This window comes from Croceicoccus esteveae (genome assembly GCF_031846435.1).
Lineage (GTDB): Bacteria > Pseudomonadota > Alphaproteobacteria > Sphingomonadales > Sphingomonadaceae > Croceicoccus > Croceicoccus esteveae.
Window position 1 is genome coordinate 14,262 of the sequence record NZ_JAVRHS010000013.1, and the last position, 13,874, is coordinate 28,135.

At 59.7% G+C, this 13,874-nt stretch carries 14 protein-coding genes and 2 tRNA genes; 7 read left to right on the forward strand and 9 right to left on the reverse strand.

The window, feature by feature from the left end:
- The first annotated feature begins 198 nt into the window (after positions 1 to 198).
- The 4 genes from RM533_RS12105 (at position 199) to RM533_RS12120 (ending at position 1,771) form a co-directional block, all read left to right on the forward strand.
- Positions 199 to 423 (forward strand): hypothetical protein, encoded by a 225-nt coding sequence (locus RM533_RS12105; RefSeq protein ID WP_311341489.1) that lies wholly within the window; start codon positions 199 to 201, stop codon positions 421 to 423.
- Positions 420 to 752 carry a cell division protein ZapA gene (locus tag RM533_RS12110; RefSeq protein WP_311341490.1) on the forward strand — a complete coding sequence of 111 codons (333 nt, stop codon included), beginning with the start codon at positions 420 to 422 and terminating at the stop codon, positions 750 to 752. The genes RM533_RS12105 and RM533_RS12110 overlap by 4 nt, the downstream gene beginning before the upstream one ends.
- Before the next feature lie 198 nt (positions 753 to 950).
- Positions 951 to 1,553, forward strand: a complete 603-nt coding sequence (locus tag RM533_RS12115; RefSeq protein ID WP_311341491.1) for a 5-formyltetrahydrofolate cyclo-ligase — start codon at positions 951 to 953, stop codon at positions 1,551 to 1,553.
- Entirely contained in the window at positions 1,550 to 1,771 is a 222-nt protein-coding gene (locus tag RM533_RS12120; RefSeq protein WP_311341492.1) for a DUF2842 domain-containing protein, read from the forward strand. The genes RM533_RS12115 and RM533_RS12120 overlap by 4 nt, the downstream gene beginning before the upstream one ends.
- Before the next feature lie 98 nt (positions 1,772 to 1,869).
- Here RM533_RS12120 and RM533_RS12125 read toward each other — a convergent pair.
- A tRNA-Asp gene (locus tag RM533_RS12125) sits at positions 1,870 to 1,946 on the reverse strand.
- 103 nt (positions 1,947 to 2,049) lie between these two features.
- Entirely contained in the window at positions 2,050 to 3,006 is a 957-nt protein-coding gene (gene thyA / locus RM533_RS12130; protein WP_311341493.1) for a thymidylate synthase, read from the reverse strand.
- A gap of 156 nt (positions 3,007 to 3,162) precedes the next feature.
- Between thyA and RM533_RS12135 the strand changes: the two genes are divergently transcribed.
- From RM533_RS12135 to RM533_RS12145, 3 genes are all read left to right on the forward strand, one after another.
- Positions 3,163 to 3,239: transfer RNA gene (locus tag RM533_RS12135), tRNA-Pro, on the forward strand.
- Positions 3,240 to 3,337: 98 nt separating this feature from the next.
- Positions 3,338 to 4,855, forward strand: a complete 1,518-nt coding sequence (locus tag RM533_RS12140) for a hypothetical protein (protein ID WP_311341494.1) — start codon at positions 3,338 to 3,340, stop codon at positions 4,853 to 4,855.
- Positions 4,839 to 5,378, forward strand: a complete 540-nt coding sequence (locus RM533_RS12145) for a site-specific integrase (protein ID WP_311341495.1) — start codon at positions 4,839 to 4,841, stop codon at positions 5,376 to 5,378. The genes RM533_RS12140 and RM533_RS12145 overlap by 17 nt, the downstream gene beginning before the upstream one ends.
- 7 nt (positions 5,379 to 5,385) lie before the next feature.
- On the opposite strand, the gene RM533_RS12150 is transcribed toward RM533_RS12145, so the two are convergent.
- The 7 genes from RM533_RS12150 to RM533_RS12180 all read right to left on the reverse strand — a co-directional run bounded on the left by RM533_RS12150 (position 5,386) and on the right by RM533_RS12180 (position 13,574).
- Positions 5,386 to 6,165 (reverse strand): hypothetical protein, encoded by a 780-nt coding sequence (locus RM533_RS12150; RefSeq protein WP_311341496.1) that lies wholly within the window; start codon positions 6,163 to 6,165, stop codon positions 5,386 to 5,388.
- Positions 6,162 to 8,774, reverse strand: a complete 2,613-nt coding sequence (locus RM533_RS12155) for a DEAD/DEAH box helicase (RefSeq protein ID WP_311341497.1) — start codon at positions 8,772 to 8,774, stop codon at positions 6,162 to 6,164. Before RM533_RS12155 ends, RM533_RS12150 begins: the two co-directional genes overlap by 4 nt.
- Entirely contained in the window at positions 8,774 to 10,384 is a 1,611-nt protein-coding gene (locus RM533_RS12160) for a site-specific DNA-methyltransferase (protein ID WP_311341498.1), read from the reverse strand. The genes RM533_RS12155 and RM533_RS12160 overlap by 1 nt, the downstream gene beginning before the upstream one ends.
- A gap of 92 nt (positions 10,385 to 10,476) precedes the next feature.
- A complete protein-coding gene (locus RM533_RS12165; protein ID WP_311341499.1) occupies positions 10,477 to 11,265 on the reverse strand; it encodes a hypothetical protein in 789 nt (262 codons plus the stop codon).
- Positions 11,266 to 11,318: 53 nt separating this feature from the next.
- A complete protein-coding gene (locus tag RM533_RS12170) occupies positions 11,319 to 11,903 on the reverse strand; it encodes a hypothetical protein (RefSeq protein ID WP_311341500.1) in 585 nt (194 codons plus the stop codon).
- An 83-nt stretch (positions 11,904 to 11,986) separates the two neighbouring features.
- Entirely contained in the window at positions 11,987 to 12,472 is a 486-nt protein-coding gene (locus RM533_RS12175) for a hypothetical protein (protein WP_311341501.1), read from the reverse strand.
- Between the two features lie 136 nt (positions 12,473 to 12,608).
- Positions 12,609 to 13,574 (reverse strand): exonuclease domain-containing protein, encoded by a 966-nt coding sequence (locus tag RM533_RS12180; RefSeq protein ID WP_311341502.1) that lies wholly within the window; start codon positions 13,572 to 13,574, stop codon positions 12,609 to 12,611.
- Positions 13,575 to 13,874: the final 300 nt, after the last annotated feature.

The window sequence follows — 13,874 nt, forward strand, 5'->3', positions numbered from 1 at the left end:
CAGGTGCTTTGCGGTTGGCGCGGCGCTGCGTCAAGTTTGGCCCCGCACGTCGGCAGAGCCGTTCTTTACGCGCTGTGACGGGTCCGGTATGCACCGCCATAGCGCAAAAGCCGACATGACGCCCGGCCGGTTCGGCTTGGTGTGCCAGAGCTGCACAAAGCGCGGCTTGGACGATAAGGCGATGACAGGAAAACGGGCATGACACCCAGCGATGAACCGATAAGCATGGCCGCACGCGCGCTCGACAGATTGTCCGGCGTGGTTGAACGGCTGGGTGCTGCCGCTGTGCGACTTGATCATGTGCGCGATCAGCAAGAAACGCTTCGCGTGCAGCATGCAAATTTGCGAGGCCGCGTGGGAACCGCGCTTGAGGAGATCGACGAAATTGTCGCTGCGCTGGACCTTGTGGAAGATGCCACGTGAAGAATGTGATGCTAAGCATCGGGGGGCGCCGTTTTCAGGTGTCCTGCACGCCGGGTGAAGAGCACCACATCGCGGCTCTCGCTGCAAAGATTGACGCCAGCGCCCGGGCTGCAAAAGCCGTTGATCAAAGCGAAACACGCATGCTGCTGTTTGCGGCACTGGTGCTTGCAGATGAACGTCACGATCTCGCAGAGCGCCTTGCCGCCACACAGCAGAGCCTCCAAAGCGCCATGGAACGTGATGCAATGCTGGCCACGTCCATTGATGCTGTAACGCAGCGGATTGAAAATATCGTAACACGCCTTGAGGGAGAGGCTGATCACGCCTAGATTGCAGCGGACGGGTTCTGCCCGGCACGAGCCGACAGAACATCCCTGAGGCTATAAGCAATCCAAGGGAGCTGTCCCTGCCCTGGACTCTGGTCCGGGGTAAACGGTTCCCACCTGACGTCGAGGCGTCAGAGGATTTCATACGGCAAACGACCCATGGTGGACCCGTCACCCATCGCTGGCGCGAGGATGCAGGTTATGGATGAAAAGCAGATCCTGCGCCGCCGGTTCCGCAAGGAACGGAGCGAGCATGTTGCGCAAATGCATGTCGATACACAAGCCTTGATCCTGCGCAGGCCGCCGGCTCCGCTGTTGAGCATCATTCCGCCCAAAGCTGCCATCGGACTTTACCATGCTACCGGCGACGAAGCGCCCGCCTGTGGATACGCACGCTATTTTAGCGAGGCGGGTCACGCGCTGGCATTGCCCCACCTCGATCAGCGGCGCGGTGATGATAGTGCGCAAGTCATGGAGTTTCGAGAATGGACTGATCCATGGGACAACAGCGATCTTGCGCCGGGACCGTTTGGCATTGCACAACCTTCAGGCAACGCAGCTTTAATCGAACCGGACGTTGTGTTCTTGCCGCTGGTCGCGTTTACACCCGACGGCTGCCGGCTTGGTCAGGGCGGCGGGTTCTACGATCGCCTGCTTGCCCGCCACCCTGCTCTGGTCGCCATTGGTCTGGCATGGGACGTTCAGTGCACTCAATCGCTGCCAATGCAGCCTCATGACCAACCTCTTGATGCGGTCGTCACTCCAACACGCCTCTATGGCCCCTTCGAGAAGCGCCGCCGATGAAAACCCCTGATCCAGAACCGACCTGGCGCAAACCCGCAGGCGTGCTGATGCTACTTGGCGCAATGCTGCTTTACTGCGGTGTGGTGATAACCCTGATCGAGCCAATTGCCACCTGGCCAACGCTGCTCCAGGTTCCGGTTTATCTCGTGCTTGGCATAGCATGGCTGCTACCGCTCAAACCGTTTCTCATCTGGATGGAGACGGGTCGCTGGCGCTGAACAAAGAGGACAGGCTAATCGCGAAGGTGCCTGATCATGCAGTCGCCGTCCGAGACAGCAACAGGACAATATAAGTGCCCTGTTGTAATCTCCCCAAGTGGCGCGAGTGACGGGACTTGAACCCGCGACCTCCGGCGTGACAGGCCGGCGCTCTAACCAACTGAGCTACACCCGCTCACCCCTTGGGGAGCCGCGCAACTAGGCCAGCTCTCCTACGCTGTCAACGCCAGTTGCGCCCGTCAGCGCATCTTTTTTTCGTCTCCCGCCACGTCCGATATTCACACGGCAACAGGTGCGGTGATCTGCGGTTGCGGCGCGTAGTCGTGAACCGTGAAATCTTGCAAGGAATAGGCAAAGATATCATCGACCTCGCTGTTGATCGTAAGCCTGGGGTGCCCGTCAGGCTGTCGGCGCAGCTGTTCCTCCACCAGCCTGTCGTGATTGAGATAGAGATGCGTGTCACCGCCGACCCACATGAAGATGCCCGGCTTTAGACCCACCTGCGCGGCGATCATCCGCTGGAGCAGTGCTGCGGACCACAGGTTGAAGGGCAATCCCAATGCCACGTCGCAACTCCGCTGGGAGAGCAGGCTGTTGAGACGTCCTGCGGCCACATGGAACTGGTAAGTCTTGTGGCATGGCGGCAGAGCCATGGCATCAAGTTCGGCCACATTCCAACCCTCCAGAATGTGGCGGCGTCCGTAAGGATCTTTGCGCAGCCCCTCGACCAGCTTCGCAATCTGGTTGATCCCTTCGCCTTTGCGGTAAAGCCCGTCGCCTGTTGCAACAAAGCTTGGCCAGTTGACCCATTGACGGCCATATACCGGCCCAAGATCGCCCCAGCGCCGGGCGAACTCGACGTCATCAATGATCCGGCTGACGAAATCGTCCTTCGTAATGTCATGCGCCGTTTCCCGGCGGTAGCGCGCAAGCGGCCAGTCGGTCCAGATTGCCACCCCCTGCTGCACCAGCGGCCGGATGTTCGTCTCTCCGGTCAGGAACCACAACAGCTCACGTGTGGCCGTTTTCCAGAATACACGTTTGGTCGTGATGAGTGGCATGGCGCCATCGGCTAGATCAAACCGCAACGTCTCACCGAACAGCGATCTCGTGCCAACCCCGGTGCGATCGTGCCGTTCATCACCTGCTGTCCAGATGCGATGCATGAGGTCAAGATATTGCCATTCGAAATGGTCCGGTGCGGTCCGGTCTGCTGCGGGAGTTATGAAAGCCATACGTTTGTCTGTAGCAAGGGCGTGCCGGCAAAGTCATCTGCCATTGTGGCAAGTGCGCTGATGGCGAGGCTCTATGATCCCTTGTCAGCAGACCGACATCGCCGTATAGGCGCGATCCTGCCTCGCTGTGTAACGCAAGTTCACGGCAAATCGCGTCGGGGAGTAGCTCAGCCTGGTAGAGCACTGTCTTCGGGAGGCAGGGGCCGGAGGTTCGAATCCTCTCTCCCCGACCACATCGCCTTTAAGGCCCTGAAAAGAAACCGCTTCCACTAACTAGGTGGAACGGAGTGACCCATAACGGTTCACCGACCCAGTTCGGGAGCCCCAGCAAATGCCGAAGATCCCCTTCACCGTCCGACGCGATGGCAGATATTATTTCCGCCGTCGCGCCCGTTGGGAAAATGGCAACGATCTCACTGTAATCATACCGCTTTCGACATGCAGTGCGCAAGAGGCACGTGGCAGGTCGGCGGCACTCGCCGCGCATTTCGATAAGGTGAAGAAGGCAGTGGGCGCATATTTCAATCTCGACCGGACACTCGAGCCGGAGATGCTCAAGGGCCTGTTCGAGACCGAACTGCGCAGCTGCCTCGCCCGGCTGATCGAGCAATTCTATAACCCGTCCTGCGATCCCGTAGCGCTGATCGAGCAAGCGCGAACGCACGCCAGCGCTTACGACCTAGCTCAGCGCCCCGGCCAGATCCCCGAATTGACTGACGCGCATCGCAAGATGCTCGCGGAAGCGGGACATGATGACGAGGCGATCGAGTGGGTGGCATGCGATCTCGACCGATACTGCGGCAAGGACACCATCAATGACGAAACCATGGCGCTCATTGCCGAAGGTCTCGGCATTGAACCCACGCCGGCAATCATCGGCCGGATGAAGCACATCCACCTGCAGGCGCAGGCTGAGGCCCATAGGCTCGCTGCCCATTTCCTAGACGATGATGTGCAGGCCGCTTTCGATCCGGAGGAGGTGCTGCTCCAGAAACGGAGATCGAATGGCACACCTCTGTCGTTTGCAGTGCCACACCCGGGACCGGCAGCCCTCCCATCTGCCAACTTGCCGCTTCCGACTGATTGTCAGGACAACGAACATACAACGCTGGACTGCGTTTTCGTTGAGTATCACTCGCAGCGCTTCAGCGAGGTGATCCCTAAGATCATTCGTACTGCATTCGGTGCCAAGTTATGGAACCGCGGACTGGCACAGTATGAGCGCGTACTGCGAACCTTCGCCTGGATCACAGGTGACAAGCCTCTCGGCGACTACAATCATGCCGACGTTGCAAAGTTTAAGAATGGGCTTTTGCGCATGCCGCGCGATTATCGCCCGGCCAAGGATTTCGACCGGTCCTTCGAAGAGATCGCAGAGACCTTCCCGCTCACGAAGAAAAATGCTCGCTCGCTCAACACCGTCAAGCGCGACCTGTCCTATATGTCGACAGCTTACGACATTCTGGCGGAAGATGAATGGCGCCCGAAGATCCCCAATGTGAAGGCGCTCGACTTCTCGAAGGCCAAGCTGGCCAAAGGAACTAAGACCGCGCCGGAAGCGGAGCGTCCCGTGTGGACAGTCGATCACATGAAATGCCTGTTCTCGGCGCCGCTGTGGAACGGCTGTGGAGGCAACCTTCATCGTCTCGACGGGAACGCCGGCGACGAAGTCTATCACGACGCGGCCTACTGGCTCCCCCTTTTGCTCTACTACACACACGCTACGGTGAACGAGATCGCCGGCCTTCGGCTGGACGAAGTGCATACTGGGGATGTCGTCCCTCACGTCGATATCAAGGACAACGATATTCGAGGTGAGAACGGCGTTGACGGTGGCGCAAAAAAATAAGAATCGAGTCCGCTCAATTCCGCTCCACGAAGAGATCATGCGCCTCGGCTTTGCCAATTACGTGCATGCGATCAAGGAGGAAGGCCATCGCGAACTGTTTCCCGAGCTTTACCTAAACGCTGCAAGAGTGGGCGGGCACCAGTTCCGCAATGTCGCTTGGCGACACATGGTCGAGTGGATCGGCCTGCACATGGATATCCCAACCAATGAGGTCACGGGCAAAGGGTGCGATATGCACTCTATCCGTGCGCTGGGTTCCAGTTTCTATGCCATAGCCAACGCGCCCGATCTGATCCGTGCCGACATTATGGGCCATGCCAGGTCAGGAACGAACGCACTGCACTATTCGAAGCGCAAGAAAACGCACGGAACTATTCAAGTGCTTCGTGAATACCGTGACTTTATGGCTGATCATATCGACCCCGCTACGAACGAGCTCAGTCAGTTTCGAGTGAAGCTGCTGCCTCTGCGCCATCGCTCCCGGACCGGAAAGCCGAAGATCAGAAAACGTATCGGGCAGTAGTATATGGCTAGAACAGTTTGTTGAGCAGGGCTGGCTCGCTGGATTTCAGCCTGTCCAGCATGGTGTTCACGTAGAACATATCCGGTGACGCAACAGCAGGAAGAACGACTACCACGTAATCCGGTTGGTCGACGTTCAGCGTGAAGGTCACCAGCCCTACCCCGTGGATGCTGCACAGGGATTTGAGCCGGTTCATATCGTCGCTGCTCGTGCTGTTGGGCACAACGATATAGCTCTTGTGGCTGAATAGCCGGTACGCGACGGCCTGTCCGAACGCGACCACCGGTTGCCCCGGCACCGCCTTGATCTCGGCGGTGACGATTTGCGGTTCGAATTTGAAGATGTCCTGCGCGCGGGGTTTCAGGACGCCGATGACATCCGGCGTGCCCCATTTGCCGCCGAAGCTGCTCCCGCCGAGTGCGGTGGCAACAGTGGCCTCGTCGTTTTCCTCGAGCCACTCGGCGAAGCTGTCGTAAAAATCCTGCTCGGTAATCTGGGTCTGTCCGTTCGCCTTTACCAGTAAGGACGCCGTGGCCGCGTCTTCAGCCTGAGCGTCGCTGGATTGCGCGGAGACGTATTTTTCAAGCTGATACGTCCCACGGGCGACCTTGATGATCTGGTCGTTCGCCTGGAAGAGGACCTGGATCGCGCCATGGATGCTGTTCTGTGGCGTTTCCGGCGCATCGGCATGGATGCGCTTCAGCAATTCGCCCCAGCGGATACCGCCTTCTTCTTCCTCAAGGATTTCAAGAGCGCGGGCGTGGATTTGCTTGCGGTTGAGCTTCATTCACCGTACCCAATCTTCTCGTCGAGGCGCGTCTGAAAATCCGCATCCTTCGCCTTTTCGGCCATCCAGAACACGATGTTGCCGCCACTGATCTCTTCGAGGCGAGCGCCGATGTTCGCCTTTTCGGCGGTGTCTTCGTTATTCGCCAAATGCGCCCCCTTGTATTCGAGGACGAGCATACGGCCATCGGTCAATTCCGCGACGAAATCCGGATAAAACCGGTCCGTGGAAGTAGGAAGCCAGTACGAATGCGCTCCGCGGACAATATTCCGCACCCAGTTTTTTACACCCGGATGATCATCGAGTGCGACAGCGCAGCGAAACTCCTCGCCGCCGTCGCGCAGGTCGTCAGGGCGAGGATAGAAGTGCTTCTTCCAGGTGTGATTGCCTGAATAGGGCCGCGGGGGTTGGTACCGGCCTTCTTCGAACCGGAATGCGTTTTCGCCAAGGCCAAGCGACGGCGCAATGTCGCCGAGCAGCATCTGCATGCCGGTTTGCCCGGCTTCGGCACGGAGCTGCTTCACGCGGTCCGCGATGGCGCGCCGCAGCACATCCTTCGCCCGCACCAAGGCTGCGAGGGATACGCCCTCGCTGTCCACCAGATTGACCACCACCCTCCGGCAGTATTCGAGGAATACCGGCTGCGAGATGTCCATCTGCGATGTCGTCCGATCCAGCCAGCGCGAAAGGTCGGCCGCAGTCCATGCGGTTTCGTCTTCAAGCTGGAGAATTTGCTGCGACGCTTCGCGGCTTATCCGAACCTGTCCATCGGCGACGTCCACGGTCACGACGTCAGGCGCCTCGGACAGCGCAAAACCGGGCAGTGACGGATCGACACCGTCCAGCGTCCATCCGGCGAGATCGAGCAGGGTCGTGGGCTCGACCAGGTCGAGTTCGCCATACTGCTCGAGCACCATGCCCGGAATGGTGAAGCTTTCGCCGCGCTGAGAAGGCGTCGCGGCGGCTTGGCGGCGCTCTTTGTGCGCAGCAATTGATGCGCTGGGGTCGTTGTCGCCGGCCAGAGGAGCGAGGATCGCGCCGATCTGGTCGAGGACTTCGTCACTCGCTTCCGGGTCGATAACAACAGAAACCCCCTCGCCCTCACCGACAATGGTCAGGGCATCACGCACTTCCAACGGCATCGCAGCGACATCCGGGGCGGAGGGAAGCGACACCGGCGGAAGCGGTGAACGCCCTGGCATCGGCAGCACCGCGGCAGCTGCATCGGCAGCTCGCTGGGCGATAATCTCATCGCGCGCCGTGCGCTCGTCGAAACCCATCGCGACCAGCGTGTCCTTGAGTTTGTTGGCGGCGGCGTGAAAGCCGATACCCGTCACATGGGCGTAGGCGCGATTGAGCTCTTCCACTGGGCGGCGCTTCGCGAAAGGCATGCGCAGCACGCGGCCCAGCAATTGCTCCACCGCCGTTGCGGATTGGATATTGGCCACCGAGCAGAACACGTAGGCGAAAGAGCAGTCCCACCCTTCGCGCAGCGCTTCGACCGTGATGACATGCTCGATCTTGCAGTCCGGGGCGAACAGATCGATCCCGTCAAGCTCGCGCTGGTCGCCCGTCGCGACTGCTATGGCATCCTCGGCTATGCCATGCTCGATCAGCTTGGCCTTCACGACATCCACCGTGGCTTCCGCGCCTTCGGTGCGCGCCTGTGCCTGGTAAAGCGCGATGGGACGGATCGGCTCATTCGCTTCCGTTGCAATGCGATCGAGACCGGCGCGCTGCTGCAGCGCGTGGATGATCGCGGATTCCCACCCGGTGTGCTGCGTCAGGTGGATCGGCAGTTTAATCATCTGCTCCGCCTTCAGCTCATCGGCGGTGGCGGACACGATGACGTTCGACTGCAACGGCGTCGCGGTGAACTCGATAATGGCCGAGGGATCGAGGCGCGCGCCCGTCTCTTCGGACAGGCCGGTGACGAAGTTGTGCGCCTCGTCGACGATCATCACGGGTCGCACCACCCGCATGACATTGGCGAATGACCAGCTGATTTCGCCCGGGCGCTTCTCCGCGGTGGCGGGATTGCGCATCAGGCCGTCCGGAAGCGCCCTGCCCTTGAAGAACGCCTCGAAATTTTCGTCGTCCTTGTAGACGTTGCGCTGCTCCGCCTGCGCGATGCGGAAGGACTGGACCGTTGCGACGATCACGTGCGCCATGGTGGCGACGTCCTGCGGCGTGATCTGGCGTCGCTCTTCGATACCGAGGACGCGGACAGCGCCGCCGAAGGGCTTTTCCAGCGCGGCACGATATGGATGGCCGGGCGTCTTGAGCGCACCCAGCGTCTGTTCGGCAATCTTCGCTGACGGAACCAGCCACAGGGCAACCGGGTATTGCGGCGCGTCCATACGATGCTTGTGCGCGATGCCGACGGAATGCGCGCCGAGCAGCGTCTTGCCACCACCGGTCGGCAGGCGAAGGCAGCAATAGGGCACGCGCGGCAGGCTCTGCAGCGGTTCGTAGGCGGAGGCGTAGAAACCCGGTTCCCCGACCTGACACGCAATATTGTAGGCTATCGCGTGCGGCTTGGTGACGGCCTCGGACAGGAAGACGTCGAGGGCGTCGAGGGCGCGCTCCTGATATCTCTTGAGCTGCATCAGCGCGCCTTCACATCGTACGGGGTTTGCTTGAAGGTGACGTTCCCGGCCTTCAGCCTTGCCGGCGGCACCTTGCAGGCTTCGCCATAGATTACCCATGGGCCGTCATGATCAGGAAGCTCTGCCTTCAGGTCTGCGAGAATGGGCGGAGTAAGGACGTTGCCGCCTTCCGGACGCCGATCGCCGAGGATGCCGTTGTAGAGCAGCGCATACGCGGTGCCATCATGTAGCCCCAAGACCGGCGAGGTCGCAGCCTCGCCACGGGCGGCAGGCTGGCCGGTTTCGGCGAACCAGATGTGCGCAGCGAGTGCATCGAAGCCAATGTCCGGCTCGATACGGCCGGTTGCGTCGAAGGCTGGCGGGCCAAGGCAATAGTAGCGATACCCGCCGCCTCCTTGCCATCCGACTGCTTCTGAAATGCCACCCTGTTCCCCATCGATCACGTTGTCGAGGCGCGGTTTACAGTGGGTTTCAGCATGGTCGCCCGTTTCGATGCCGATCCATTGCCGGCCCATTTTATGGGCTACTGCTGCCGTCGTGCCGGAGCCAAGAAAGCTATCGAGCACAAGATCGTGAGGTTCCGAAGCAATGTCGAGAATACGCTCTATCAATTGCTCTGGCTTCACAGTGTCGAAAACGTCCACATCTGGAAGCAATGATCTTTGGTGTGCTTTCGCTTGGCGCGATGTTTTGACATCAAGTAGGATTGTAGCATGGGGCCGCGTTGGATTTTCAGGGGCGTATTCACGCGTATATGGCACCCAAACTTCGGTACCCTGCCTTTCTCTCAGCTTCCATATGAGCTGGCCTTCTGCGACCAACGCTTCGACCTTCGCGCGCCCGAGTGACCAGCGGGCCTCGCGGCCATCATCATGGATAGGGAGAACGGGTTCACCGTCCGGCCCTTCAATTTCGAAATACATTGAAGGCCGATCAGTTCGAAGACTCGCTTTGCCGTTCTTTTTTAGAAGACGGTCTCGGTAGCGACGCCCGTCTTCAGTTTTACCAGGATACGCATTTAGCAATCCGAGATCAGATTTTCGCGCAAATTGAGATACCGCGACATCCTTCCCGTACACGTGTACGTATTCATGATCCGGAGTAATCCGGCTCTGATTTTCGTTTGGGCTGTCGACCTTCTGCCATACGAAAGATGTGATGTACGAAGCTCGGCCGAAAATTTCGTCCAATATGACTTTCAGGTAATGGCCTTCGTGATCGTCTATGGACACCCATATACTGCCATCGTCCGCCAATAACTCACGAAGAAGTACTAATCGCGGATATACCATCGACAACCACTTCGCGTGTTCGAGATTGTCATCGTAATGCCCAAATGCGCTACGCGTATTGTAGGGCGGATCGATATAGATGCACTTCACGCGCCCCGCATAGAACGGAAGCAGGGCCTTCAACGCGTCGAGGTTGTCGCCCTTTATGAGCATATTGGCAGGGTCGCCGTCGCCCCCGTCAAGCTCCGGTAATGCCTCCAGCATTCGGTATGGCACCTTCGCCGCGGCGACGATGTCTTCGCTGCGGCTCATCCAGTCGAGTATCGGCAAAATCCACCCCTTGTCTTGAAGCCTGGCAATAGCGCGCGGGACCGCCATTCGCCAGTAATGCCTCGTCATTTTCAACGTGTATGGGAAAGGTCGCCTGCCGGTCAGACCGAGAAAGTCCGACCGGCAGCCTGTCTTCGCGCCTAAGCGGCGAGATCGAACTCCGTTGCCATTTGCTCGGCCATTCGCATGCGCAATTCGGCAAGCGGTGCGGCTATACGGGCTTCATCATCAGTCCGGCGCAGGAACCAATCCGCCAGATTGTAGATCGCAGCAGGCATATCGATGCTGATCCGACCCTGCACCCGCAGCCAAGCCAGCGTCACCAGGGCCGTCAGCACGACATCGCAGCTGACATGACGGCGCACGTCGATCCACTCTTCCGCAGTTTGCGGCAATTCGACCTCCGTTTTGCCCATGAATAGCTCGCGCGGCATTCCCATCCGCAATCCGATTTCGGATAGATGCGCCCAGTCCCGCCCTTGGCCCTTCAATTCGAGGGCAAGGTCCATGTGCGGTCTCATTTCTCCGAACCGAACGCGATGGTTCGAGCGAAGCTGGTCCGGCATGAGCAGACCATGCTCCATGGCGCATAGTGTCAGCAGCGGCAGTTCCGCGGCGAGGCCACCGTAAGTCACAACTCGGTGATCCGGGCGATATCGGATATGGTCGAGCAGACCTTCGACCACAGCCTGCTCATCGCCGTATTCCCTTTCCGTCCACGCGGTCAGGCCTTCGATACCCATCGTGCGATCATCATTGATGACAAGGTCAAGCGCTGCAGCGGCGAATATTCGTTTGCACGCTTGGTTGTGGCGCTTGCGACCTTGCCGCTCCAGTTTCGCCACCCCCGCCGCATCGATGGCGCGGTAATCCTCGTGGAGATACTCGTCCCACGCGGACTCGGTATCGATGAACGTCAATTTCAGCATTGTAATTTTCCTTCTTCAGGTTGGACCCCGCCAACCCGTTTCACTTCCGGGGGCTAAAACCCGACGGGGCGCGCCCGTTCGATGACGCGCCACGCTTGCCACGCCGCGCTGAGTGAAGTTCGCTCGTGCTGGGAAGACTGAGACCACATGAAGGCCGCCCACAGGCATTGCGCTTCATCCGGCGCCCTGCGCGACCGCGATAGAATGTTCGAACCGGGGCCTGCCCGCTCGATCCGATACGCAGCGGCGATCTCTTCCAGCACGCTGTTTGCACATTGGAGCGGCAGGATATCGAGGTCCGGGCGTTCTCGTTGCAGGAGATGCAGGTCGGCCGGTGGAAGGGGGCCTCCAGCATTGAAGGAATGCCGGAGATAATGCTGTGGGAAGCGCGAGGCGCGTGCGATCAGTGTTGCACCAGCCGGGATGCGTTCGGCGACACCGGCGAGAATTTCAGCGCGGGTCGCCGTCCTGTCGAAGGCGCGATGATCGATAGAGAACCGCGCCACCGATTCCGGACAGCGGGTGACGGTGAAGATTGCGGTCGATCGGATCGCCGACCGTGTGGCGAATTCGTTGCGGTCGCGGATGATGGCGAGCGAGCACACGGTTTGCGGATGTCGCCTGGAAGTTTCGGCCATGGAAATGGTCCTTGCTGTAGAACGAGAAAGGGCGGCGCTCCCCGTTGGAAGCGCCGCCCATTGCGTCTTGTTGGTGGAAGCGGTCAGGCCGCGGCTTTGTCGACCTCGACTGCGGTGCCGTCGGCATGGAATGCGAACGTGGTCGCCTCCCAAGCACCACTTTCCAGCACATGATCCAGATTGTCGGCAGTGACCTTGATCCGGATAGCAGCTTTGGCGTGGGCCATCTGCTTCGTCGCCTTCTTCTGCACCGGCACTTCGCGCAGCACCCCGCGCTCGTCGGCCGCGAACTGGCGGGTGCCGTCGTCCGTCACCAGAACCAGCGGTTCGTTCTTGGCGACGTGTGCCGGATGGACCTTCACCATGGCGACGCTGTCCAGCATGCGATAGACAAGGAAGTACCAGGCCGGCGCGTCTGGAAAGCGTTCGTCGCTGTAGACAGCGAATATGGCGTCTTGTCTGTCTTCCGCGGCTTTACGCGCGATCCCTTCGAGGATCGGCCACGTAACGCTTTGAATACCGCCGAATGTGATTGCGGCGCTGGTCGTACCGGTGACCGGCAGACCCATTTGCAGACGAAGGGCAAGCGCGTTCGCCCGGTGGGCTGCGAGCCCACCAGTTTGGGTATTGTTCATCAATCTGTTCCTTATTTTAGTATGACGGCGTGTCCGCCGGAGCCTTTTCCCTCAACCGGGTGGCCCACCATCAGCGCCGCCAGTGCGCCACTTCCACTTTCCGGTTCACCGGTGACCACGTCCAGTCGGCGCGGTAGCGCTCGACCCAGTCGACGGGGACGATCGTAGGGTCCCGGCCGACCAGTTCGCGGTACCAGGCAACCTCGGCGTCGTGCTCCGCCTCTCGCACGAGCTTGTGATACACCCCGCTGTAAGAACGTCGGTAGCCACGCCGATAAGCGTCCTTCTGCAGGCGATGCGGAAGATCGCTGGCTTCGAAGCGCCAGCTTGGCGATCGCGCGCCAGCCAATGCATGGGCCATCACGGTACGACCGTCATCGCATGCATGCGCGAGAAGATTGATGAGGGCGGTCACATCATCCCCGGCGCGATGTGCCACTGGATTGAACATTCCAGCTTGCATAAGACAATAGCCTTGGCTTTGGCCATCGAAACCGAGAGCCCGCCACGGCACGTCCCGCATCGCGCAGATCCAGGGCATCTCGGCGACTTCCGGCAACAGCATTTCCAGATGCCTCCGGTCGAACTCCGCATTGAAGCTAAGGCAGGCTTGCGCCCGCCCTAGATATTCGGCGACGCTGTTCGCACAGATGCGCTTGCCCGCAACCATGGCATCATCGATCCCGGTGATCTTCGCGATATAGGGCTCAATGGGCCGGCTCGGTTGCTGGAGCCCCGTTCGCATGCTTTCGACCCCAGTCACCCGGCCTTGCGCATCGATCTGGACGAGTGCGACGGCGATCTCGATAATCTCGTCATATTGCGGATCAAGACCCGTCGTTTCTAGATCCAGGACGGCCACTTTCATATGGAGCGGCCCCGCCCCTTTTGGCGCTTTCCACTGGTTCAGTGGCACGATGCGATGGAGGACACGGGTCTGGTTGCCCCCAATATTTGTGGCTGGAATGTTTGGCTTATTCATATCTAGTTCCTCGTCGTTGTCGGACGAGGACAGCCGCGGGCTTTTTTCCTTCACCCCGCTGTCCTCGCCGACAGCGGCGTTTCCAAGCTATTTTTGCCGAAGGCTGATTGGCCGAAATTTTCTTAATGCGGATCCACAACTGCGCGATTGGCCGACTGCTTCGCGCCCAGTTCCGGTCATTCGGGGGTTTGGTTTTTTGTCCTGAAAGCTGCCGTCCTCAATGCGGATCCTTTCAGTCCGCGCCCTTGGCGCCGAGCGCTCAAAGAGCTTCGTCCGGATGCATGAGAATACCTGCCGCGGGCGTCTCTTATTCCGGGAGCATCTCGTCCTGGATGATCGGAGAAAGGAGCTCAA